Origin of the sequence: Xanthomonas sp. A1809 (assembly GCF_017746015.1) — a bacterium.
GTDB classification, from domain to species: Bacteria; Pseudomonadota; Gammaproteobacteria; order Xanthomonadales; family Xanthomonadaceae; genus Xanthomonas; species Xanthomonas euvesicatoria.
The window spans coordinates 66,322-85,588 of record NZ_JAGHWZ010000016.1 but is presented as its reverse complement, the minus strand read 5'-3'; the positions used below and the strand labels follow the sequence as shown (position 1 = coordinate 85,588).

Genomic DNA, 19,267 nt, shown 5'->3' with positions numbered 1-19,267 from the left:
CATCACGGTGCCGTGCAGCCATGGCGCTGAAATCCGGCGCGTGTCTGCAAGTGTGCGTAATACGCCGCCACCGCAGGCAATGCCGCATGCGCGATGGGGCTGGCGACCCAGCGCTGTGTCGACACCCCCAGCACGATGTCGGCAAGCGTAAAGCATGCGCCCAGGACGAACGGACCGCCGCGCTGCAGCTGCGCATCGAGGATCGCCATGTGGCGGTTCCACTGCTCCACGCTCGCCGCAATCGCCTGCGCATCGGTATGCGCGGCGCTGCCACGCACGGTGGCCATGAATGCGTAGCGCCAGGCGGTATTGAGTTCGGTGGCCTGCCAATCCATCCATTGCTCGACCAATGCGCGCGCGGCGGGCGCGGCCGGCAGCAGATCATCGCGTTGGCTGCGCGCGGCCAGGTAGCGGCAGATCGTGTTCGATTCCCACAGCACCAGTTCACCCGCGCGGATGACCGGCACCAACGCATTGGGGTTGAGTGCGCGAAATTCCGGCGTCTGCACCGACGCAAAACCGCTGCCATAGGCATGCAGCGTGTAGTCCAGCCCCAGCTCATCGCACAACCACAACACTTTGCGCACATTGATCGAGCTCGGCTTTCCGTAGATCTCCAGCATGTGTTCCTCAGTGACGCGCGTAATGGCCGGCCGTTGGCGGTGGTGATCCGTGCTGCCTGCAACCCCGCACGCGCCTTGTGCAGCGCGTGCAGCCGAGTGCATCCATGCACGCTGCGGTCAGTCGCAGAGCGGTGCATTCTCGCCGCTGCACTCTTGCGCCGCTACAGCTCGATCTTGCCCGCGTATGCATCGCGCACGGTCTGGCTGATGTAGGTGCTCAGCCCGCGTCCGGCCGTGGCAAGCCGCTGCATGGTCGCGACCGCCTCGGCACCGGCGCTATCGGCGGTATACACATAGGTCTCGCCGCTGCGAAAGCGCACGGCGATGGCGTCGTCGGCCAGCGCGTAGGCCACCACGCCCGAGTGGCCGTCGCGATTGCCATAGCGCTGCATGCGAACCGGGCGGGGTGCGGTCATGCCGGCAGGCTAGAACCGCTGCAGTGATGGGCGCTTCAACGAACACGGCAATAACGCGCTACAGCCCGCAGGCCATGCGACATCGAAACAGGTGTGCTGGCCATTTCAGCGTCATGGCGCAGCCGTGCAGCCACCGTTTGCACGCCGGCCACGCGAGGGCCGCCGTGATGGCAGGTACCGCGCGTGTGGCAGATGGCGCAGCGCATGCAGGTGTGGCGCGTGGATGATGTGCGTTCGCGCGCGCATCGCATCGACCGCCGGCCTTCTGTCTAGCCAAGCGATCGCGCCGATCGCGCCACTGCGATCACCGCATCACCCCATACCAGCCCCATCGGCCTGCAGCGGGTACAACGCCGTCAGCGCCTGGCAGCGCTGCGCAAACAGCGCATGCAATTGCCGGATCGCCGGCGAAAACTGCTTGCGGTGCGGGCACACCAGCTGCAGCGGCAGCCGATCGCCGCACTCGGGCAACAGCGCCTCCAGCCGCCCGGCCTGCACGTCTGCGCACACATCCAGCCACGACTTGTAGGCAATGCCTTCGCCGGCGACTGCCCAACGCCGCACCACATCGGCGTCGTCGCACAGCATCGCCCCGCGCACCGGCACCACGTGGCGGCGGCCGTCCAGGTCGAATTGCCAACGGTCGTAGGCGCGTCCGGCCAGCACGTACAGCAGGCAGGCGTGCTCGCGTAGCGCATCCAGCGTGGCGGGGCGCCCGTGGCGCTGCAGGTAGGCGGGCGCGGCCACCAGTACGCGGCGGTTGTCCGGTGCCAGCGGCAATGCCACATGCTCTGCACCGTCGATACGGCCGAGCCGAAATGCCACATCCACCGGCGCGCGATACAGGTCGGCCACCTGATCGGACAGGTGCAGGCGCAGGGTCAGCTTCGGGTGCGCGGCGCGGAATTCGGTCAGCCACGGCAGCAGCACGTTGCGGCCCAGGTCCGACGGCGCCGTCACCTGCAGCAGCCCCTGCAGCGCGCTGTCGGCGCCTCGCACATGCTCGCGCCCGTCGCGTAGCAACTCCAGCACGCCGCGCGCATAGGGCAGGTACTGCTCGCCCTCGGCGGTCAGCCGCAGGCTGCGCGTAGACCGGGCGAACAGACGCAGATCCAGCGCGCGTTCCAGCCGGGCCACCGCCGCGCTGGCCTGTCCCGGCAACAGATCGGCCTCGCGCGCTGCGCTGGAAAAACTGCCCAGCGCCGCGGTCCGCACGAACAGCGCCAGGTCGTCGAAGCGGACCATCTTCACTCCAGTGGTGAAAGTGCTTGTGCAGTTTGCCGGTTTTTCCGTGAATCCAGGTGGTTGACGATACAACTCCCTCCCGCACGACGCCTGCCATGAAAGCCATCGCCTACCCGCAACACGGCCTGCCCATCGACGATGCGCGCGCGCTGATCGAACTCGAGCTGCCGCTGCCCACCCCCGGCCCGCGCGACCTGCGCGTGCGCATCCACGCCGTGTCGGTCAACCCGGTCGACACCAAGGTGCGCAGCAACACGGCGGTGGATGCCCCGCGCGTGCTGGGCTGGGACGCCAGCGGCGTGGTCGATGCGGTCGGCGAGGCGGTCAGCCTGTTCCGCCCCGGCGATGCGGTGTACTACGCCGGCGCGCTGACCCGCCCGGGCACCAATGCCGAGTTCCACCTGGTCGACGAGCGCCTGGTCGGGCGCAAGCCGGCCACGCTCGACGACGCTGCGGCCGCCGCATTGCCGCTCACCGCCATCACCGCCTGGGAGCTGCTGTTCGACCGGCTCGGCATTGCCGAAGGCGGCGGCGAAGGCCAGGCATTGCTGGTGGTCGGTGCGGCCGGGGGCGTGGGCTCGATCCTGGTGCAGCTGGCGCGCACGCTGACCAAGCTGACCGTCATCGGCACCGCCTCGCGCCCGGAAACCCGGGATTGGGTGCACGCACTCGGCGCGCATCACGTGATCGACCACAGCCAGCCGCTGGGCGAGGGCCTGCAGCGGATCGGCATCGCGCAGGTGCAGCACGTCGCCAGCCTCACCCACACCGACCAGCACTTCGCCCAACTGGTCGAGGTGCTGGCCCCGCAAGGTCAGCTGGCGCTGATCGACGACCCGGCCACGCTGGACGCGCTGCCGCTCAAGCGCAAGAGCCTGTCGCTGCACTGGGAGCTGATGTTCACCCGCTCGCTGTTCGAAACCCAGGACATGATCGCCCAGCACCATCTGCTCAATCGCGTCGCCGAGCTGGTGGATACCGGCGTGCTGCGCACCACCCTGGGCGAGCACTACGGCCGCATCACCGCCGACAACCTGCGCCGCGCCCACGCCGCGCTGGAATCGCACCGCACCCGCGGCAAGCTGGTGCTGGAAGGCTTCTGAGCGCAGAGGCCTCACGCACGACAGCGCTCTGGCATGGCCGCTGTCGTGCAGCCGCACCCTTCAGCGTTGGCACGCGATCGCCGCTGGCCAAGGTCCGCGACGCAGCTATTGCGACAGGCGCCGCTACACTGCGCGCATGTCATCTCAATCCCTGATCCTTCTCGGGCTGCTTGTCGTAGTCCTCGTGTTGCAGCTGCTGGCGCTGCTGCGACGTCCGTCCACCACCGCGCTGGAACATGCACTGCGCGCCGAGCAACGCGATGGCCGCGGCGAATTGCGCGAGCAACTCGAAGGCCTGGCGCGGCAGCAGGACGCCCGCCTGGAAACCTTCGCGCGCAACCTCACCGAGTTGTCCACGCGCACCGACCAACGCCTGGACCTGCTGCGCGACGCGCTCGGCGAAGACGCCCGCAAGGCGCGCGAAGAAAGCGGCCTTGCACAACAACGCACCGGCGAGCTGCTGACCCTGCGGCTCACCGAATTGCGCACCCAGCTCGAAGGCTTCGGCCAGCAACAGGAAACCCGCATTCACGTATTCGGCCAGCAACTGACCGAACTGATCGCGCGCACCGATACGCACATGGCCGCGCTGCGCGACGCGCTGGCCGAAGACGCCCGCAAGGGCCGCCAGGAAGCCGGCCAATCGCAACAACGCTTCACCGAAGCGCTGGGCCAGCGCTTGAACGAACTCACCCAGCGCAACGAACTGCGCATCGGCGAGATGCGCGCCACGCTCGAGCAACAGCTGGCCAACCTGCAACACGACAACGCCAGCAAGCTCGAATTGATGCGCGCCACCGTCGATGAAAAACTGCAGACCACGCTCAACACACGCCTGGATGCCTCGTTCAAGCTGGTCTCCGAACGGCTGGAACAGGTGCAACGCGGCCTGGGCGAAATGCAGCAGCTGGCCACCGGCGTGGGCGACCTCAAGCGCGTGCTCACCAACGTCAAGGACCGCGGCGGCTGGGGCGAAGTGCAGCTGGACAACATCCTCGAGCAGACGCTGACGATGGAGCAATACGCCCGCGGCGTGCGGGTCAAGCCCGACAGTGCCGAAGCGGTGGATTTCGCAATCCGCCTGCCCGGACGCGGCGACGAGCAGGTGGTGTGGCTGCCGGTGGACGCCAAGTTCCCGCGCGAGGACTACGAACGCCTGATCGACGCGCAGGAAAAGGGCGACCTCGACGCGATCAAGCAATCGACCGCGCAACTGGAACGCGCCATCCGCATCCAGGCCAAGTCGATCAGCGACAAGTACGTCTGCCCGCCGCACACCACCGATTTCGCGGTGATGTTTTTGCCCACCGAAGGGCTGTATGCCGAAGTGATCCGGCGTGCCGGCCTGGTCGATCTGCTGCAGCGCGAACACCGCGTGGTGCTGGCCGGCCCCACCACGTTTACCGCCTTGCTCAACAGCCTGCAGATGGGCTTTCGCACGTTGGCGATCGAGAAGCGTTCCAGCGAGGTCTGGCAGGTGCTGGGCGCGGTGAAGAGCGAGTTCGGCAAGTTCGCCGGCATTCTGGAAAAGGCCGAGCGGCAGATCAGCACCGTCGGCAAGAGCCTGGGCGAAGCCAGCCGCAAGACCCGCACCATTGAACGCCGCCTGCGCGGGGTGGAAACCCTGGCCGGCGAGCAATCGCAGGCGCTGCTGGACGATGGCAGCGACGACACCGGCACCAGCAGCGAAGACGACAGCACCGACGAGCAGGCGTGATTGGCTGCAGACGCCGATGCATGGCCTGCGCAGGCGACAGCACACGTAGGAGCGCACCCGGGCGCGAGCCGCTTTACCGATAACGCTTCATCGCGCCCGGGTACGCTCCTACGAATGCAGGTTTGCGGCACGTGCTTGCGCCGATCGCCAGCACATCGTGCAGACATCGCCACCGCGATGCTTGCATCCACCTGATTCAAGACGAGAGTTTCAACATGGCGACCCGATGGATCCACGCAGGGCTCTGCGCGCTGCTGCTGACTGCCTGCAGCAATGCGCCAACCGCCTCCCCTGCCTCGCCAGCCGCGCAGGCCCCTGCTGCACAGACGAGCGCCGACGCCGCTGCCTGCACCGCAAAGGGTGGCCAACTGCGGCCGGTCGGCCGCATGCAGATTCCGCGCTGCATCGTGCCGTATGCCGATGCCGGCAAGACCTGCACCGACAACAGCGATTGCAGCGGCGACTGCCTGGCCACCAGCATCGTGCCGAACGGCGCGGCGGCCACCGGGACCTGTCAGCGCGACAGCGATCGTTTCGGTTGCCGCCAGGAGGTGGTCGGCGGCAAGGGCCAGGCGGCGTTGTGCATCGATTGAGGGCTTCGAAAATGGCCGGACGCGTGTCCTGGCCGGTCAGCCGTTCGGCCCGTGGGCGTCGCTGCAGACAACTGCCAGCCGCGTGAGCCAGCGGCATCGCTCGCTCCACCCTGGCCGTTTATGCTCTCGGCTCTACCTGTCCAGGACGCATCGATGAGCCAGACGCTGTACGACATTCCCGTGACCCGCATCGACGGCCAGCCCACCACCCTGGCCGACTACCGCGGCAAGGTGCTGCTGGTAGTCAACGTCGCCTCCAAGTGCGGCCTGACCCCGCAGTACGATGGCCTGGAAGCGCTGTATCGCGACAAGCGCGCACAGGGCCTGGAAGTGCTGGGGTTTCCGGCCAACGACTTCAACGGCCAGGAGCCGGGCAGCGAAGCGGAAATCGCGCAGTTCTGCCAGCTCACCTACGATGTCACCTTCCCGATGTTTGCCAAGATCGCCGTCACCGGCGACCAGGCGCACCCGCTGTATCGCGCACTGACCAGCACGCACCCGCACACCACCGGCGACGGCCCGATGCGCGAAAAACTGGCCGGCTACGGCATCGCCCCCAACCCCGCGCCCGGGGTGGTGTGGAACTTCGAAAAATTCCTGATCGGCCGCGACGGGAAGATCATCGACCGCTTCGCTCCGGACATCCCCGCCGACGATGCGCGCCTGCGTGCGGCAGTGGATACGGCGCTGGCCACCCACGCATAGCGCGCTGGCGGCATTGCGATGACGCGTCACGTTCTTATCGGGAGCCAGGGAACAGGCAATGACCTTCAATCACTTCTTCAGCTCTTCAATGCTCGCGTTGTCGATGGTGACTGGCTGCTCGCACATGCCCGGTACGGCGTCCACCCCTGACACGCAGGCAGCGCGGTACATCGTCGACTGTTCTCGCGACTGGGCAGAGTCTGTCGTGACAGGAGATCGGTCAAAGCGCAGGATTTACTTTGCCGACGACTTCATCGGGACTGACACCAAGGGCCGCAGATACGATAAATCCCAGGTCACTCGCGAGACCGGTCCTGCCAAACAGATCATGTCCAACACACTCGACGAGATCAACGTCAGATTCTTCGGAGAGACCGCAATCGCGCACGGGAGCGAAACGTGGACCCGTAAAGACGGGTCTACGGGCCGGTATGTCTGGACCGATATCTGGATCAAGCGGAGTGGTCGGTGGCAAATCATCGCTGCGCAGGATGCAGCGGTACCGGTACCGACACCGCCTCGCAACGACGGCACCTAGCACTGCTGTCACACCGAGGCGCTTGGCAATGCGGGCGTTCGTCGTGACGTCGCAACGGGTCCGCCTGGTGCCTAACACACAAAAAAGCCCGGGATAGCTCCCGGGCTTTTACATTCATCACTCGCCAAAACCCTAACCGCTCAACGCACCCAGTTCGGGATCGGCATGGCGTTACCCGGCACGGTGTTGTCCTTGTCGTCGCGCAGGTATTCCGGCAGCTCGTTGTTCTTCTCGCGATGGCTGCGCAGATCGCGGGTGATCTGGTAATTGCGGCGCTGCATCCACGCATCGCGGGTCAGCGCGTATTCGTCCGGCGCCTGGTCGCGCAGCGAATCCAGCGACATCAGCTGCGCGCGCGTGTCCACCAGCTGCAAGCCCTGCAGGGCGAAGCGCGTACCGCCGTCGTCCACCTGGCGAATCCACGACAGCGGAATATCGCCCGCCAGCCCGAAGGTGTCGCGCACGGTGCGCGGGCCGAACAACGGCAGTTCGAAGTAACGCGAATTGCGCCAGCCCCACGCGCCCAGCGTCTGGCCGAAGTCTTCGCTGCGCCGTGGGATGCCGGCCGCCGAGGCGGGGTCGAACAGCCCAGCCACACCCAGGGTGCTGTTCATCACAAAGCGCCCCAGCGACTGCATCGCATGGACCGGGTGGCCTTGCAGCAGCTGGTTGACCATGGTCAGCGGCGTGCCCAGGTTGTCGAAGAAGTTGGTCACGCCCAGACGCGCCGGGCTCGGCACCACCTTGGTGTAGGCCGTCGCCAACGGACGCGCCACGCCACGGTCAACCGCCATGTTGAAGCGGTGCATGCCGCGGTTGTAGCGCTCCCACGGGTCGTATGCCGGCGCCGCGCCCGGTTGTGCCGGCGCACCGTTGGCACCTGCTTGCGGGGTGGTCGGGCCATACAGCGCATCGAAATCGCTTTCGGCATCGGTGGGCGCGCCTGCAGCGGCGGTGCCGGTACCCGCCGCTGCAGGCGCATCGGCAGGAGCAGCAGCGCTCGCCGGCAGCGCGTCCGGGGCGGCCATCCCGGCGGCGGCCGGCTGCGCGGTCACTCCGGCATCGTCGCGTACCGGCGCCTCGGTCGCAGGCGCGATGGCGGTACCGCCCGACGGCGGTGCGGATTTGGGCGCCTGGCTGGCGCAGGCACCCAGCAGCAGGCTGGCCAACAACGGGAGAGAACGGAACTGGGTCATGGGCTGGCGCTCAGGCCTGAAAATCGAGAGTGGGGGACAACCGGTAGGCGGCGCGCAATTCGTCCAGACCGGACGCCTCGCCCACCACCGCGCCGCTGCCGGCTTGGCGTAACCGGGCAGCCAGTTCGGCCAGCATCGCCACGCCGGCACTGTCCAGGCGTTGTACACCCGACAGGTCCAGCGTGCGCGCGCCATCCAGCTGTGCGATCGCCTGCGGCCAGGCCGCGGTGACCGCCGCACGGTCGAGCACGCCGGCAATGACCAGCGCATCGCCCGTGCGTTGCACGGTATCAGTTGCCATTGGCCGGTGCCGTACCGACCTGCAGGTTGCCGCTACGCAGCTCGGCGGCCACCTTGGCGATGCCCTTTTCGCGCAGCGGGCCGTCGAACTGGGTCTTGAAGGTCTGCACGTAGGAAATGCCTTCGATCATCACGTCGAAGATCTTCCACTGGCCGCCGGTATTGCGCATCAGGTAGTCGACCGGGGTCGGGTCGTTGCCGGCACGCAGCAGGTCGGTGGAGACCTTGACGCCGCGGTTGCCCGGCAGCGCGCTCTCGGACTTGGCGCGGAAGGTCGGCTTGCCTTCGAAATTCAGCAGCGCGGTGCCATACCGCTGCATCAGGTTGTCGGCCAGCGCATCGGCAAACAGCTTGACGTCGGCATCGGAGGCGCCACGGCCATGCACGCCCAGCACCAGGCGGGCCGAGTAGTCGCGGTCGAAGGCCTTGTTCAATTCGCCATTAATGAACTGACGCAGCGCGGCCGGATTGCTGCGGAACTCGGCACGGCGCTGGTCCAGCGTGCTCAGGATGCGGGTGCTGCTGTCGATGACGGTCTTGGTCGCCGCGCCCTGCGCAGGTGCGCTGGCAGCGGCCGGCTGCGCCAGCACGGTGGCCGGTGCGCACACCAGCAGGGTCGAGGCCAGGACGGCAGAAAGCACAGTGGTCTTCATTGGTGTGGTTCCGTAGAGGGAGGAGCGGTTTGGGCAGGCGCAGGCGCCTGGCCGTTGGCGGCGGCCGGGGCATTGCTGCCGCCACCGCCACCACTGAACATGTATTTGCCAACCAGCTGCAGCAGATCCACCGCCGGCTGGGTGAAGCCGATTTCGTCGCCCGGCTTGAGGGTGTCCGGGTCGCCGCCCGGCTGCAGCCCGATATAACTCTCGCCCAGCAAGCCGCTGGTGAAGATGCCGGCCGAGGTGTCGGCCGGCAGGTCCTTGTATTTGGTATCCAGCGACAGGGTCACGATCGAATCGAACTTGGTCGGGTCCAGGCTGATGTTGGACACCTTGCCGATGGTCACCCCGCCGATCTTTACCGGTGCCTGCGCGCGCAGCTGGCCGATCTGGCTGAAGCGGGCGGTCAGCGTGTACTGGCTGGAGCCAAAGCCCCAGCGCTGGTTGGTCGAGGCCACCGCCAGCACCAGCAGCGAGGCCAGGGTCAGCAGCAAAAAGGCGCCGACGGCGAATTCGAGTCGTGGTCCACGCATGGCCATAGTTATTCCACTCACCTAAACAACATTGCAGAAAGGACGAAGTTGAACATCAGCACCAGCAAAGAGGCATTCACCACCGCGCGGGTGGTGGCGACCGAGGTGCCTTCGATGGTCGGTTCGGCATGGAAGCCCACGTAGGCGGCAACCAGTGCAGCGGTGCCGCCGAAAATCGCCGACTTGAGCATCGCCACGCCGAAGTCGTCCCAGACGTCCACGCTATTGCTCAGCCCCGACCAGAACGTACCGTTGTCGATGCCCAGCACATGCACCGCTTCGAAATAGCCACCGGTGATGGCCAGCGAGCAGAACACGCCGGTCAGCAACGGCACCGTCAGCACCGCCGCCCAGAAGCGCGGCGCCACGGCCTTGGCCACCGGGTCGATGGCCATCAGCTCCAGCGCCTTGATCTGATCGGTGGCGCGCATCAGGCCGAGCTCGGCGGCGATCGAACTGCCGGCGCGGCCAATGAACAACAAGGCGGTCAGCACCGGCGCCAGTTCGCGATACAGCGACAGGCCCAACAAGGTGGACAACGCATCGGACGCACCGTAGGTGGTGAGCGTGCGGTAGCCCTGCAAGGTCAGCACCAGGCCGACGAAGGCGCCGCCCACCGCAATGATCGGCAGCGAGCGCGCGCCGACCTTGTAGATCTCGCGGACCAGTTCGGCAATGAAATCGCGCGTGGGCAGCGAGCCGCGCAGCACCGTCAGCGAAAACAGCCCGGCGCGGCCGAAGGCGCGAATGGAATCGGCGAAGGCCATCAGGCAGCACTCCGGTCGCGGCGCGGGGCGGCATCGAAGGCGATCGGGCCGTCCGGCTGGCCGTGCAGGAATTGCTGCACCAGCGGGTCGGTACTGTCCTGCAGCTGCGCCGGCGTGCCGGCGAACACGATGCCGCCATTGGCGATCACCACCGCCTGGTCGCAGATCGGCAGCGTCTCGTGCACATGGTGGCTGACGATGATGCTGGTCAGGCCCAGGCTGTCGTTGAGGCGCTGGATCAGGCTCATGATCACGCCCGAGGCGATCGGGTCCAGTCCGGTCAGCGGCTCGTCGTAGATCATCAGCGGCGGGTCCAGTGCCAGCGCGCGCGCCAGTGCCACGCGCCGTGCCATGCCGCCGGACAACTCGCGTGGCCAGGCATCGGCTGCGGCCAGCAGGCCCACTGCATGCAACTTCATCTGCACCAGGCGCTGCAGCACCGCTGCCGGCAACCGCGTGTGGGTGCGCAGCGGCAGTGCGACGTTCTCGGCCACGCTGAGGTCGGTGAGCAGGCCATTGCCCTGCAGCAGCACGCCGACGTTGCGACGCATCTCCAGCAGCGCGCGGCTGCCGGTGGGAATGGGATTGCCGAACAACGTGACCGTGCCTGCGACCGGGCGCAGCTCGCCGGTCAGCGCCGCCAGCATGGTGGATTTGCCGCTACCGGACGGACCGAGCACGGCCGTGATGCTGCCGCGTGGCACCTCCAGCGACACATCGCGCAGGATCGTGCGCCCGCCGCGATCGATGCGGACACCGGACAACTGCACGACAGGGGAAGCGGAAGCCGTCATCGGTGCCTTTAACAAAATTACAACGCGATAGAGTAGCCCGTGCACCGCTGAACATAACCAGACTGGCGCGTGCAGTATTGTCGCATTCACCGAAGGGCGATGTGCGGGTTGCGTGTCGCTGTCTGCGTAACAGCGTGTCCTGCAACGCAACCAGGCCCACGCATGTGGTCGCGATCGGCAAACGTACGCTGCGGTAGGGACGTAAGCGACGTTGCCACAGCACGCAGTGTGTACCTTGAGACTGGCAGGTGCCCCTGGTCGTCTTGCCTGTCGCAGTTGCGCAACGATCTGCCTAGCACGTCGCGTTGTCGGCAGCGGCATCTTGTCGAACCGGCCACAAAACGTGACGATCCACGCTACTTCGTCGCTGCAGGAATCTTCCATGGAGTTGCTGACGCTTGAACACTTTGCCGGCAGCGTCAACGAGACCTTTGCCGCCGCTTTGAATGAGGGCGAGGTGCCGTTCGTGCTGGTGGAGGCGCGGCCCTTGCAGCACGCGCGCAATTCGCAACGTGCGCCGTTCTCGTTGCTGTTTCGGAATGGTTCGGCCTTTTTGTTTCCGCAGCAGACCTATCAGATGCGGCATGCGCGGCTCGGCGAGATCGGTATCTTCCTGGTGCCGGTGGCGCGCGAGCGCGACGGGTTCTTGTATCAGGCCGTATTCAATTGAACACGGCCAGCTGCTCGTTCAACTGAGCAGGTGATCGTGCCGATGCCAGTGCATCTGCAGATGGGTCTGGGTGCTGTCGCCTGCAACGAATCCGAGGCGGGCATACAGGCGTTGCGCGGCGGGGTTGGCGTGCAGCACATGCAATGACAAAGCACATCCCGCATCGCGGGCGCACGCCTGCGCATGTGCAATCAACTGCGTGCCGATGCCCTTGCCATGCCAGTCCGGCAGCAGGCTGATATCGACCAGCGTGTGGTGTGCGGCGCCGCGGTGCAGATACAGCCGGCCGATCGCTAGAGCTTTGGTCTGCACGATCAGAAAGTCCGCATCGGCAAACTGCTGCCGGTAATGCGCGCGCTGCAGGGCGAACTGCTGCTGCAGGAAGGCGCGCTTGGTCGCTTCCGGCCAAGGCACCGGTGCCAGCTCCTCGCGACGCGTGCTTGCGTACAGATCCTGCAACCAGGGCAGATCCGCATCCTGCTCTTCGCGCAATGCAATGGCGTGCGCACCCGGCAACGTGGTCTGGCTTGCGCCGCCGGATGCCTTCACGACCTCGCCGGAAAGCGGGCGTGTCATGACATCAACTGAAGACAGGGTAGTCGCCGGATAGCGCGATGCAGAAGTTTACCGCCAGATACGGCTGCCGGTTCTCGTGGGCCTGGCCGTTGCCGGTGGGAATCAACATAACGGGAGAGAACTGCTTGTCGGGCGCAATTGCGTTATATGGACGTGCGCTGCTGCTACCTGGCGACGACAGCGCGGCGCCGCCGACGGGCGCACCGCTCTTCTTCGTCTGGTCCGCTAAGGAGAACGAGTTGACGCCGTGCTGGTGCATCGGCATCTCCGAGCCCGACAGATTCACCCCTGCGGAACCAAAATTGCTGCCCAGCGTGTGCGGGGTCAGGCCAGGGCCCGGGCCCTGCTGGCAGCCAGCGCGCGCGGTGAAGTTCGGCAGCTGAAACGTACTGGAGCCATTGCCGCCGTAGGCGATGCCGAGCAGCGAATACAGCGCGCTGTTCTGCGTGATCGGCAGGACGGCACCATTGCACAGGGCCCAGCCGTAAGGGTTGTAGTCGAAGCCGAACAACTGGATTTCGCCGAGATAGGGTTCGGTCATGAGCGGATTCCTCCGATGGAGCGGATGCGTGCCGCAGCCACGTCGACGCGGCGCATGGGATCAGGCTTGCTGCGGAAAGATGCCGGTGGTGGCAATGCAGTACTGCACCGTCAGTGTGGGCATGACGTTGTCGTGCGGCTGGTTACCACCGGCGAATGAGGTGCTCTGCCCCGACATCGCTTGCGCCGTGGCGCCGCCGGTGGTGGTGAGATAGAAAGTGTCGCCGCTCACCGCTGCAGGCAACAGGCCCGAGGGTGCCGTCGCTGTCGCCCCCGCGGTGGTAGCTTGCGCGACGTGCGTATGCGCCGGCATCTGCAGATCGGTCAACGTCACCGTCTCGGTACCGGCACTCTGGGCAAGCACGTAGTTGCTCAGTCCCGGCCCCTGGCCCTGGTGGACCGGCACGCGGCCGCGCAGGTCAGGCACTGCAAAGGTGCTGGTGCCATTTCCACCGTAGGCGGTGCCGAGCAGGACATATAACGGCTCGTATTCGGAGATCTGCAGCAATGAGCCATCGCACGCTTGCCAGCCCTGAGGAGTGCGGCCAAAGCCGAACAGGCGGATTTCGCCGATGAAGGGAGTACCCATGAGATTCTTCCTGGTCGATGAGGTGATCCGCGCACCAGTGCGCTGCGCACCCGAGTGCGGATGCGCCTAGCTGCGCGAAGGGAAGATGCCGGACAGCGCGATGCAGAAATTGATCGTGGTGTATGGCTGCACGTTCGGATGCGCCTGGCCGCCGCCCTCTGCGCCTACCGTGGCTTGCGAGAGCGGGACCACGCTCCCCGGCGCGGCGTACAGCGGTGTCGCCGTTCCCGACGTGGCGCCATTGTTGGCGAATAGGCGCCCGGTTGGGTTGCGGTTATTGCCGGCGGCGCTGGCGCATTCCATCAGATGGAGGTGTGCAGGCAACTGGTTTTCCACCAGCGTCACCGTCTCCGCACCAGCGGCCTGACCCATTGGCATCGCCGTCGGCTGCCATGCCGGATCCGCCGACGGCCCATAGCCCATCGGCGTGCGGCCGCGCATGTCCGGCAGCGCGAAATTGGTCTTGCCGTCGCCGCCGAACCGCGTGCTGAGCAGACTGAACAGGGCCTGGTTCTGATTGATCGGCAGCAATTGACCGTTGCATTGCGCAAAATACTTCGGCGCAAACGCGAAACCGGTCAGCATGATCTGACCGATGAAGAACTCGCTCATGCGGATCTCCCCTAGGGTGTTTGACGCCGACATCGCGCCTGGCGCTGCTCTACTTAATCACGTCTTCTGCGCAATGCAAGCATTGATAATGCTGAATCGGACAGGGGCGACGTATTTGGTGCTTTACGAATACGTAAATTTACTGTTCAAATGCTAGCGCAGCATGGTGGGGAATATGCCTTTCAAGGCCTATAACCATGCTGTCTGAGGCACCAGGAGCGTTGCCGGCGCCAGCGGGGTGGCGTGATTTTCCGGGGAAATGGAATATGTCTACGAATTGCACCAATATGGCTGCAGGCGTGCGCGTCGTTTTGCGTTGGCCGCTGGTGTTCGCGCTGCTGCTGTTGAGTACGCTGTATTCCGGCAAGGCCGCAGCAGCGGCGTCGCAATATTGTCCGACGTTGAACGCCACTGTAGTTCAGGGTGGCTCGGTGCAGATCGACGTCACCACCTGCGACGGCACTGGCGTAGACGACATCGGCGTTGGCTGGGACGGAGTGCAGCCTCCCCACGGCACTCTGACCGTTCCTAATCCAAGCGGAGCACAGGGAACGCAGATCGTCACATACACGCATAATGGCGACAGCGCCACCAGCGACACGTTTCCGCTGGAAGACGGCGCTGGCGATACCATCACAGTCAATATCACGATTACCCCCTCGCGGACCGCCAGCATCGCGGTTAGCCCGTCCGCCGCCAACGAGGACAGCGGTACCTCCTTGGTCTACACGGTGACGCTGAGCCAGACCAATACCTCGGCGACCACGGTCAACCTGACCCGCAGCGGCACCGCGACCAGCGGCACGGACTACTCCGGCGCCGTGACCAGCGTGGTGGTGCCGGCCAATACCGCCTCGGCCAGCTTCAGCGTTACCCCGATCGCCGACACCGCGGTGGAAACCGACGAAACGGTGATCTTCAGTGTCGCCAATGGCACCGGCTATTCCACCGGCAGCCCGTCCAGCGCCACCGCCACCATCGTCAACGACGATTTCCCTTCCGCGAGCATCGCCGTCTCCCCGGCCAGCGTGTCCGAGGACGGCGCCACCAATCTCCTCTACACGGTCACCCTGAACCAACCGTCGCCCACCGCGCTGTCCATCGGCTTTGGCGTGAGCGGCACGGCGACCTCGGGCACCGACTATGCGGCCGTCAGTTCGCCGCTGGTGATCGCCGCCGGCCAGACCACCGGCACCATCACCATCAATCCGACCGCCGACAGCACGGTCGAGCCCGACGAAACCGTGGTGATCAGCCTCAACACCGGCAGCGGCTACACGGTCGGTTCGCCGAACAGCGCCACCGGCACCATCCTCAACGACGACCAGCCGGCGCTGTCGATCAACGATGTCTCGGTCAACGAAGGCAATGCCGGCACCACCAACGCCACCTTCACCGTGTCGTTGAGCGCGCCGGCCGGCGCCGGCGGCGTCAGCTTCGATATCGCCACGGCCGATGGCACCGCCACTGCGGGTGTGGACTATGTCGCCTCCAGTCTGACCGGGCAGACCATCCCGGCCGGCAGCAGCAGCGCCACCTTCACCGTGCTGGTCACCGGCGACACGCTGGCCGAGCCGAACGAAACGTTCTTCGTCAACCTCAGCAACGTCACCGGCGCCAGCGTGAGTGACGGGCAGGGCCTGGGCACGATCGTCAACGACGATGCGCAGCCGGCCCTGTCGATCGACGATGTGAGCGTCAACGAAGGCAACAGCGGCACCACCACGGCCACCTTCACGGTGAGCCTGAGCGCTGCCAGCGGCCAGACAGTCACGGTCAACTACGCCACCGCCGACGGGACCGCCACCGCCGGCAGCGACTATGTCGCGCGCTCCGGCACGCTGAGCTTCGCGCCGGGCGTGACCGCGCAAGGCGTGGCCGTCACCGTCAATGGCGACACCGCGGTCGAGCCCAACGAAACCTTCAGCGTTGGCCTGTCCGGCGCCAGCAATGCGACCATCGCCCGCGCCACCGGCACCGGCACCATCCTCAACGATGATGCGGTGGTGACGATCTCGCCGGCGTCGCTGCCCGCAGCAACCGCAGGCAGCGCGTACAGCCAGACGCTGAGCGCCAGCGGTGGCACGCCCGGCTACAGCTTCGTGATCAGTGCCGGTACGTTGCCGGCCGGAATGACCCTGAACGCCGCCGGGGTGCTGTCCGGTACGCCGACTGCCAGCGGCAGCTTCAACTTCACCGTCACCGCAACCGACAGCGGGGCACCGACCAGCGGCAGCCGCGCCTATACCCTGACCGTGGCCGGCGCCAACGTGATCTTGCCGGCCACCACCTTGCCGGCCGGCACCGCGGGCCAGGCCTATTCGAGTGCGATCACTCCGGCCGCCGGCGGCATTGCGCCCTACAGCTACGCGCTCACCGCCGGCGCGTTGCCCGCCGGCATCACGCTCAATAGCGGTAGCGGCGCATTGAGCGGCACCACCACCAGCGTGGGCAGCTTCAGCTTCACCGTCACTGCGACCGACAGTACCAGCGGCACGCCCTCGCAGGGCACGCGCGGATACACGTTGAACATCGCCGCGCCGACGATTGCAGTGGCGCCGTCCACGGTTCCCACCGCAACACGTGGCACCGCCTACAGCCAGACGCTGACCGCCAGCGGCGGCACGGCGGCCTACACCTACGCGATCACGAGCGGTGCATTGCCGGCCGGGATCACCTTGGCCAGCAACGGCACCTTGTCGGGCACGGCCACGCTGGAGGGTACGTTCAACTTCACCGTACAGGCCACCGACGCCAACAGCTTCACCGGCACGCAGGCATACAGCCTGACCGTGGCTGGCCCGAACCTGGTGTTGCCGGCGTCGACCTTGCCGGCAGGGACGGCCGGGCAGGCCTATGCAGCTGCGGTCACGCCGGCCACCGGCGGCACCGCGCCGTACAGCTATGCAGTCACTGCCGGCGCGCTGCCGGGTGGCTTGGGACTGGACGCTGCCACCGGCGGCCTCAGCGGGACGCCGACGGTGTCGGGGACCTTCACCTTCACCCTGACGGTCACCGACAGCACGCCCAGCCCCGCCGCGCAGGCCAGCCGGAGCTACTCGCTGACCATCAACGCCGCAACGCTGGTGCCGGGGCAGCCCACCTTGCCGCCGGCCGTGCGTGGCACCGCCTACAACCAGGTGCTCACCGCCAGCGGCGGCGTTGCGCCGTACCGCTACAGCATTGCCAGCGGCACGTTGCCGGCCGGATTGACGCTGGCCAGCGACGGCACGCTGTCGGGCACGCCAACGGTACAGGGCACCACGTCGTTCACCATTGCGGTGGCCGATGCGGGCAATGCCAGCGCCACGCAGGCCTACACCTTCACGGTGAACGATGCGGCGCCGGTGGCGGTGGCCGATGTTGCCGCCACCATGACCGACACCGCCGTGACCGCAGCGGTCACCGCCAACGACACCGGCAGCATCACCGCGATCGCCATTGCCAGCGCGCCCACCAACGGCACGGCCGTGGTCAACGGGCTGGAAGTGGTCTACACGCCGAACGCCGGCTTTGCCGGTACCGACGTGCTGAGCTATACCGCCAGCGGCGCAGGCGGCACCTCGGCAGCGGTGACGCTGACCATCACGGTTAACGTGCGGCCGGTGGCGGTGTCGGTGACTGCGGCGGCAGTGCCGGGCGAAGCGCAACAGGTGGACATCACCCGTAACGCCACCGGCGGGCCGTTCGTGGCGGCTGCGGTGGTTGCGGTGTTGCCGGCCTCGGCCGGTACCGCCACCATCACCCGCGTGGGCGGCACCGCCAGTGCGGCGGCGGCGCGTGCCTCCGGGCTGTCGCCAGCGGCCGCTGCAATGGCCGAGACGCCGACCTTTACCCTGACCTTTACGCCCAACCCGGCCTTCGTCGGCCAGGCCACGGTGCAGTTCACCTTGTCCAACGCATTCGCCACCTCGGCCCCGGCCAGTGTGGTGTTCAACATCGCGCCACGGCGCGACCCGAGCGTGGATGCGGAAGTGCGTGGCCTGATCGATGCGCAGTCCGAGTCCACGCGGCGTTTTGCGCGGGCGCAGATCGACAACTTCCAGCGCCGTCTGGAGGCCACCCATCGCGGCGGCGGCAGCTTCACCAACGCAGTGAGCTTCCAGCCGACCTCGCATTGCCGCCAGGCCGAGCGCGGCATCAGTGCGCAGCCCTGCAGCCCGGACACGCAGGACGTCGACAACGACTTCCGCGATGCGCCCGCGGCGACCGGCACCACCGGCAGCAGCGCGCAGACGCAGGGTGACCTGGGCCTGTGGGTGGGCGGCGCAATCCGCTCGGGCAGCCTGAACCGCCAGACCAACAGCAACGGCGTGGATTTCCAGACCGATGGGTTGAGCGTGGGTGCCGACTACCGGGTTGCCTCGTCGCTGGCGATCGGCGCGGGCCTGGGTTGGGGCCGCGACGACAGCGACGTGGGCAACAACGGCAGCCACAGCAAGGCCACTGCCTACACGATGGCGTTGTACGCCAGCTTCCATCCGGGCAAGGCGTTCTTCTTCGACACCTTGGTCGGCTACCAGCTGCTGTCTTACGACCTGCGCCGCTTCGTCACCGATGACAGTTCGCTGGCCGAGGGCAACCGCGACGGCACGCAGTGGATCGCCTCGCTGTCCACCGGTGCCGACCTGCAACGCGGCACGCTGCAGATCACCCCGTACGCGCGGGTGGATGTGGCACGCGCCACCTTGGACGGCTATGTGGAAGCAGGCGTGGCCCCGTTCGCGCTGCGCTATGCCGACATGGATGTGGCCACCACCACCGGCAATCTCGGCCTGCGTCTGGAATGGCGTCGCGAGGTTGCCTGGGGACGGCTGACCCCGCAGTTGCGCGTGGAGTACCAGCGCGACTTCCAGGGCCGTGGCGATGCGATCCTGAGCTACGCCGACCTTACCGGTGGCCCGTTCTATCGCACCGCGCAGAGCGCGTTCGACCGCAACCGCTTGATGGTGGGCATCGGTGCAGCGCTGTTGACCGAACAAGGCCTGTCGACGCGGCTGGAATACCGCGGCATCACCGACGGCGACAGCAACAACGATCAGACCTGGATGATCAATCTGGAAAAGAAATACTGATCGGGTTGTAAGCCGCGCG

20 protein-coding genes are annotated in these 19,267 nt (G+C 66.5%); 7 read left to right on the top strand and 13 right to left on the bottom strand.

Annotated features, from left to right (window positions below):
• Nucleotides 1-2 precede the first annotated feature (2 nt).
• The 3 genes from J7396_RS19055 to J7396_RS19045 form a co-directional block, all read right to left on the bottom strand.
• Nucleotides 3-623 (bottom strand): glutathione S-transferase, encoded by a 621-nt coding sequence (locus J7396_RS19055; protein ID WP_042774040.1) that lies wholly within the window; start codon nucleotides 621-623, stop codon nucleotides 3-5.
• A gap of 161 nt (nucleotides 624-784) precedes the next feature.
• On the bottom strand, nucleotides 785-1,015 hold the full coding sequence (locus J7396_RS19050; RefSeq protein WP_008573091.1) for a hypothetical protein: 231 nt from the start codon (nucleotides 1,013-1,015) through the stop codon (nucleotides 785-787).
• Between the two features lie 336 nt (nucleotides 1,016-1,351).
• Nucleotides 1,352-2,284 carry a LysR family transcriptional regulator gene (locus J7396_RS19045; protein WP_209261914.1) on the bottom strand — a complete coding sequence of 311 codons (933 nt, stop codon included), beginning with the start codon at nucleotides 2,282-2,284 and terminating at the stop codon, nucleotides 1,352-1,354.
• Between the two features lie 95 nt (nucleotides 2,285-2,379).
• Here J7396_RS19045 and J7396_RS19040 point away from each other — a divergent pair, with 95 nt between their 5' ends.
• From J7396_RS19040 to J7396_RS19020, 5 genes are all read left to right on the top strand, one after another.
• The gene (locus tag J7396_RS19040; protein WP_209261913.1) at nucleotides 2,380-3,387 is read left to right on the top strand and encodes a zinc-binding alcohol dehydrogenase family protein; all 1,008 of its coding nucleotides are present in this window, start codon (nucleotides 2,380-2,382) and stop codon (nucleotides 3,385-3,387) included.
• Between the two features lie 184 nt (nucleotides 3,388-3,571).
• Nucleotides 3,572-5,104 (top strand): DNA recombination protein RmuC, encoded by a 1,533-nt coding sequence (gene rmuC / locus J7396_RS19035; RefSeq protein WP_186379773.1) that lies wholly within the window; start codon nucleotides 3,572-3,574, stop codon nucleotides 5,102-5,104.
• A gap of 191 nt (nucleotides 5,105-5,295) precedes the next feature.
• Nucleotides 5,296-5,697, top strand: coding sequence for a hypothetical protein (locus J7396_RS19030; RefSeq protein ID WP_109290613.1), 402 nt, complete (start codon nucleotides 5,296-5,298; stop codon nucleotides 5,695-5,697).
• A gap of 153 nt (nucleotides 5,698-5,850) precedes the next feature.
• Entirely contained in the window at nucleotides 5,851-6,402 is a 552-nt protein-coding gene (locus J7396_RS19025; protein ID WP_209261912.1) for a glutathione peroxidase, read from the top strand.
• 58 nt (nucleotides 6,403-6,460) lie between these two features.
• Nucleotides 6,461-6,940, top strand: a complete 480-nt coding sequence (locus J7396_RS19020) for a nuclear transport factor 2 family protein (RefSeq protein WP_008573078.1) — start codon at nucleotides 6,461-6,463, stop codon at nucleotides 6,938-6,940.
• Nucleotides 6,941-7,080: 140 nt separating this feature from the next.
• Here J7396_RS19020 and J7396_RS19015 read toward each other — a convergent pair whose 3' ends face one another.
• The 6 genes from J7396_RS19015 to J7396_RS18990 are packed head-to-tail and all read right to left on the bottom strand — an operon-like array spanning nucleotide 7,081 to nucleotide 11,186.
• Nucleotides 7,081-8,136, bottom strand: coding sequence for a VacJ family lipoprotein (locus tag J7396_RS19015; protein WP_014091559.1), 1,056 nt, complete (start codon nucleotides 8,134-8,136; stop codon nucleotides 7,081-7,083).
• A 10-nt stretch (nucleotides 8,137-8,146) separates the two neighbouring features.
• A complete protein-coding gene (locus J7396_RS19010) occupies nucleotides 8,147-8,437 on the bottom strand; it encodes an STAS domain-containing protein (RefSeq protein WP_008575279.1) in 291 nt (96 codons plus the stop codon).
• Nucleotides 8,427-9,089 carry an ABC transporter substrate-binding protein gene (locus tag J7396_RS19005; RefSeq protein ID WP_011349189.1) on the bottom strand — a complete coding sequence of 221 codons (663 nt, stop codon included), beginning with the start codon at nucleotides 9,087-9,089 and terminating at the stop codon, nucleotides 8,427-8,429. The genes J7396_RS19010 and J7396_RS19005 overlap by 11 nt, the downstream gene beginning before the upstream one ends.
• On the bottom strand, nucleotides 9,086-9,631 hold the full coding sequence (mlaD, locus tag J7396_RS19000; protein WP_008575276.1) for an outer membrane lipid asymmetry maintenance protein MlaD: 546 nt from the start codon (nucleotides 9,629-9,631) through the stop codon (nucleotides 9,086-9,088). Before mlaD ends, J7396_RS19005 begins: the two co-directional genes overlap by 4 nt.
• 11 nt (nucleotides 9,632-9,642) lie before the next feature.
• Nucleotides 9,643-10,392, bottom strand: a complete 750-nt coding sequence (locus J7396_RS18995) for an MlaE family lipid ABC transporter permease subunit (protein ID WP_011349188.1) — start codon at nucleotides 10,390-10,392, stop codon at nucleotides 9,643-9,645.
• Complete coding sequence (locus J7396_RS18990) at nucleotides 10,392-11,186, bottom strand: ATP-binding cassette domain-containing protein (RefSeq protein WP_011349187.1); 795 nt, start codon at nucleotides 11,184-11,186, stop codon at nucleotides 10,392-10,394. Before J7396_RS18990 ends, J7396_RS18995 begins: the two co-directional genes overlap by 1 nt.
• Nucleotides 11,187-11,568: 382 nt before the next feature.
• On the opposite strand from J7396_RS18990, the gene J7396_RS18985 reads away from it, so the two are divergent.
• Complete coding sequence (locus J7396_RS18985; protein ID WP_011257259.1) at nucleotides 11,569-11,856, top strand: hypothetical protein; 288 nt, start codon at nucleotides 11,569-11,571, stop codon at nucleotides 11,854-11,856.
• Between the two features lie 18 nt (nucleotides 11,857-11,874).
• Here J7396_RS18985 and J7396_RS18980 read toward each other — a convergent pair whose 3' ends face one another.
• The 4 genes from J7396_RS18980 to J7396_RS18965 all read right to left on the bottom strand — a co-directional run bounded on the left by J7396_RS18980 (nucleotide 11,875) and on the right by J7396_RS18965 (nucleotide 14,173).
• Nucleotides 11,875-12,432, bottom strand: coding sequence for a GNAT family N-acetyltransferase (locus J7396_RS18980; RefSeq protein ID WP_014091557.1), 558 nt, complete (start codon nucleotides 12,430-12,432; stop codon nucleotides 11,875-11,877).
• A 4-nt stretch (nucleotides 12,433-12,436) separates the two neighbouring features.
• Nucleotides 12,437-12,973: a tail fiber protein gene (locus J7396_RS18975; protein ID WP_011349185.1), complete on the bottom strand. Its 537-nt coding sequence runs from the start codon at nucleotides 12,971-12,973 to the stop codon at nucleotides 12,437-12,439.
• 60 nt (nucleotides 12,974-13,033) lie between these two features.
• Nucleotides 13,034-13,561, bottom strand: coding sequence for a tail fiber protein (locus J7396_RS18970; protein ID WP_057682050.1), 528 nt, complete (start codon nucleotides 13,559-13,561; stop codon nucleotides 13,034-13,036).
• A gap of 66 nt (nucleotides 13,562-13,627) precedes the next feature.
• A complete protein-coding gene (locus J7396_RS18965) occupies nucleotides 13,628-14,173 on the bottom strand; it encodes a tail fiber protein (protein WP_011349183.1) in 546 nt (181 codons plus the stop codon).
• A gap of 266 nt (nucleotides 14,174-14,439) precedes the next feature.
• On the opposite strand from J7396_RS18965, the gene J7396_RS18960 reads away from it, so the two are divergent.
• On the top strand, nucleotides 14,440-19,248 hold the full coding sequence (locus J7396_RS18960; protein ID WP_209261911.1) for a putative Ig domain-containing protein: 4,809 nt from the start codon (nucleotides 14,440-14,442) through the stop codon (nucleotides 19,246-19,248).
• Nucleotides 19,249-19,267: the final 19 nt, after the last annotated feature.

What these genes read in the sequence shown, in the direction of transcription:
- J7396_RS19020 (WP_008573078.1), top strand. Translation starts at nt 6,461, where the DNA reads ATGACCTTCAATCACTTCTTCAGCTCTTCAATGCTCGCGTTGTCGATG.
- J7396_RS19015 (WP_014091559.1), bottom strand. Translation starts at nt 8,136, where the DNA reads ATGACCCAGTTCCGTTCTCTCCCGTTGTTGGCCAGCCTGCTGCTGGGT.
- J7396_RS19045 (WP_209261914.1), bottom strand. Translation starts at nt 2,284, where the DNA reads ATGGTCCGCTTCGACGACCTGGCGCTGTTCGTGCGGACCGCGGCGCTG.
- J7396_RS18985 (WP_011257259.1), top strand. Translation starts at nt 11,569, where the DNA reads ATGGAGTTGCTGACGCTTGAACACTTTGCCGGCAGCGTCAACGAGACC.
- J7396_RS18965 (WP_011349183.1), bottom strand. Translation starts at nt 14,173, where the DNA reads ATGAGCGAGTTCTTCATCGGTCAGATCATGCTGACCGGTTTCGCGTTT.
- J7396_RS19055 (WP_042774040.1), bottom strand. Translation starts at nt 623, where the DNA reads ATGCTGGAGATCTACGGAAAGCCGAGCTCGATCAATGTGCGCAAAGTG.
- J7396_RS18960 (WP_209261911.1), top strand. Translation starts at nt 14,440, where the DNA reads ATGTCTACGAATTGCACCAATATGGCTGCAGGCGTGCGCGTCGTTTTG.
- J7396_RS18980 (WP_014091557.1), bottom strand. Translation starts at nt 12,432, where the DNA reads ATGACACGCCCGCTTTCCGGCGAGGTCGTGAAGGCATCCGGCGGCGCA.
- J7396_RS18975 (WP_011349185.1), bottom strand. Translation starts at nt 12,973, where the DNA reads ATGACCGAACCCTATCTCGGCGAAATCCAGTTGTTCGGCTTCGACTAC.
- J7396_RS18995 (WP_011349188.1), bottom strand. Translation starts at nt 10,392, where the DNA reads ATGGCCTTCGCCGATTCCATTCGCGCCTTCGGCCGCGCCGGGCTGTTT.
- J7396_RS19010 (WP_008575279.1), bottom strand. Translation starts at nt 8,437, where the DNA reads ATGGCAACTGATACCGTGCAACGCACGGGCGATGCGCTGGTCATTGCC.
- J7396_RS19025 (WP_209261912.1), top strand. Translation starts at nt 5,851, where the DNA reads ATGAGCCAGACGCTGTACGACATTCCCGTGACCCGCATCGACGGCCAG.
- J7396_RS18990 (WP_011349187.1), bottom strand. Translation starts at nt 11,186, where the DNA reads ATGACGGCTTCCGCTTCCCCTGTCGTGCAGTTGTCCGGTGTCCGCATC.
- J7396_RS18970 (WP_057682050.1), bottom strand. Translation starts at nt 13,561, where the DNA reads ATGGGTACTCCCTTCATCGGCGAAATCCGCCTGTTCGGCTTTGGCCGC.
- J7396_RS19050 (WP_008573091.1), bottom strand. Translation starts at nt 1,015, where the DNA reads ATGCAGCGCTATGGCAATCGCGACGGCCACTCGGGCGTGGTGGCCTAC.
- J7396_RS19040 (WP_209261913.1), top strand. Translation starts at nt 2,380, where the DNA reads ATGAAAGCCATCGCCTACCCGCAACACGGCCTGCCCATCGACGATGCG.
- J7396_RS19005 (WP_011349189.1), bottom strand. Translation starts at nt 9,089, where the DNA reads ATGAAGACCACTGTGCTTTCTGCCGTCCTGGCCTCGACCCTGCTGGTG.
- mlaD (WP_008575276.1), bottom strand. Translation starts at nt 9,631, where the DNA reads ATGGCCATGCGTGGACCACGACTCGAATTCGCCGTCGGCGCCTTTTTG.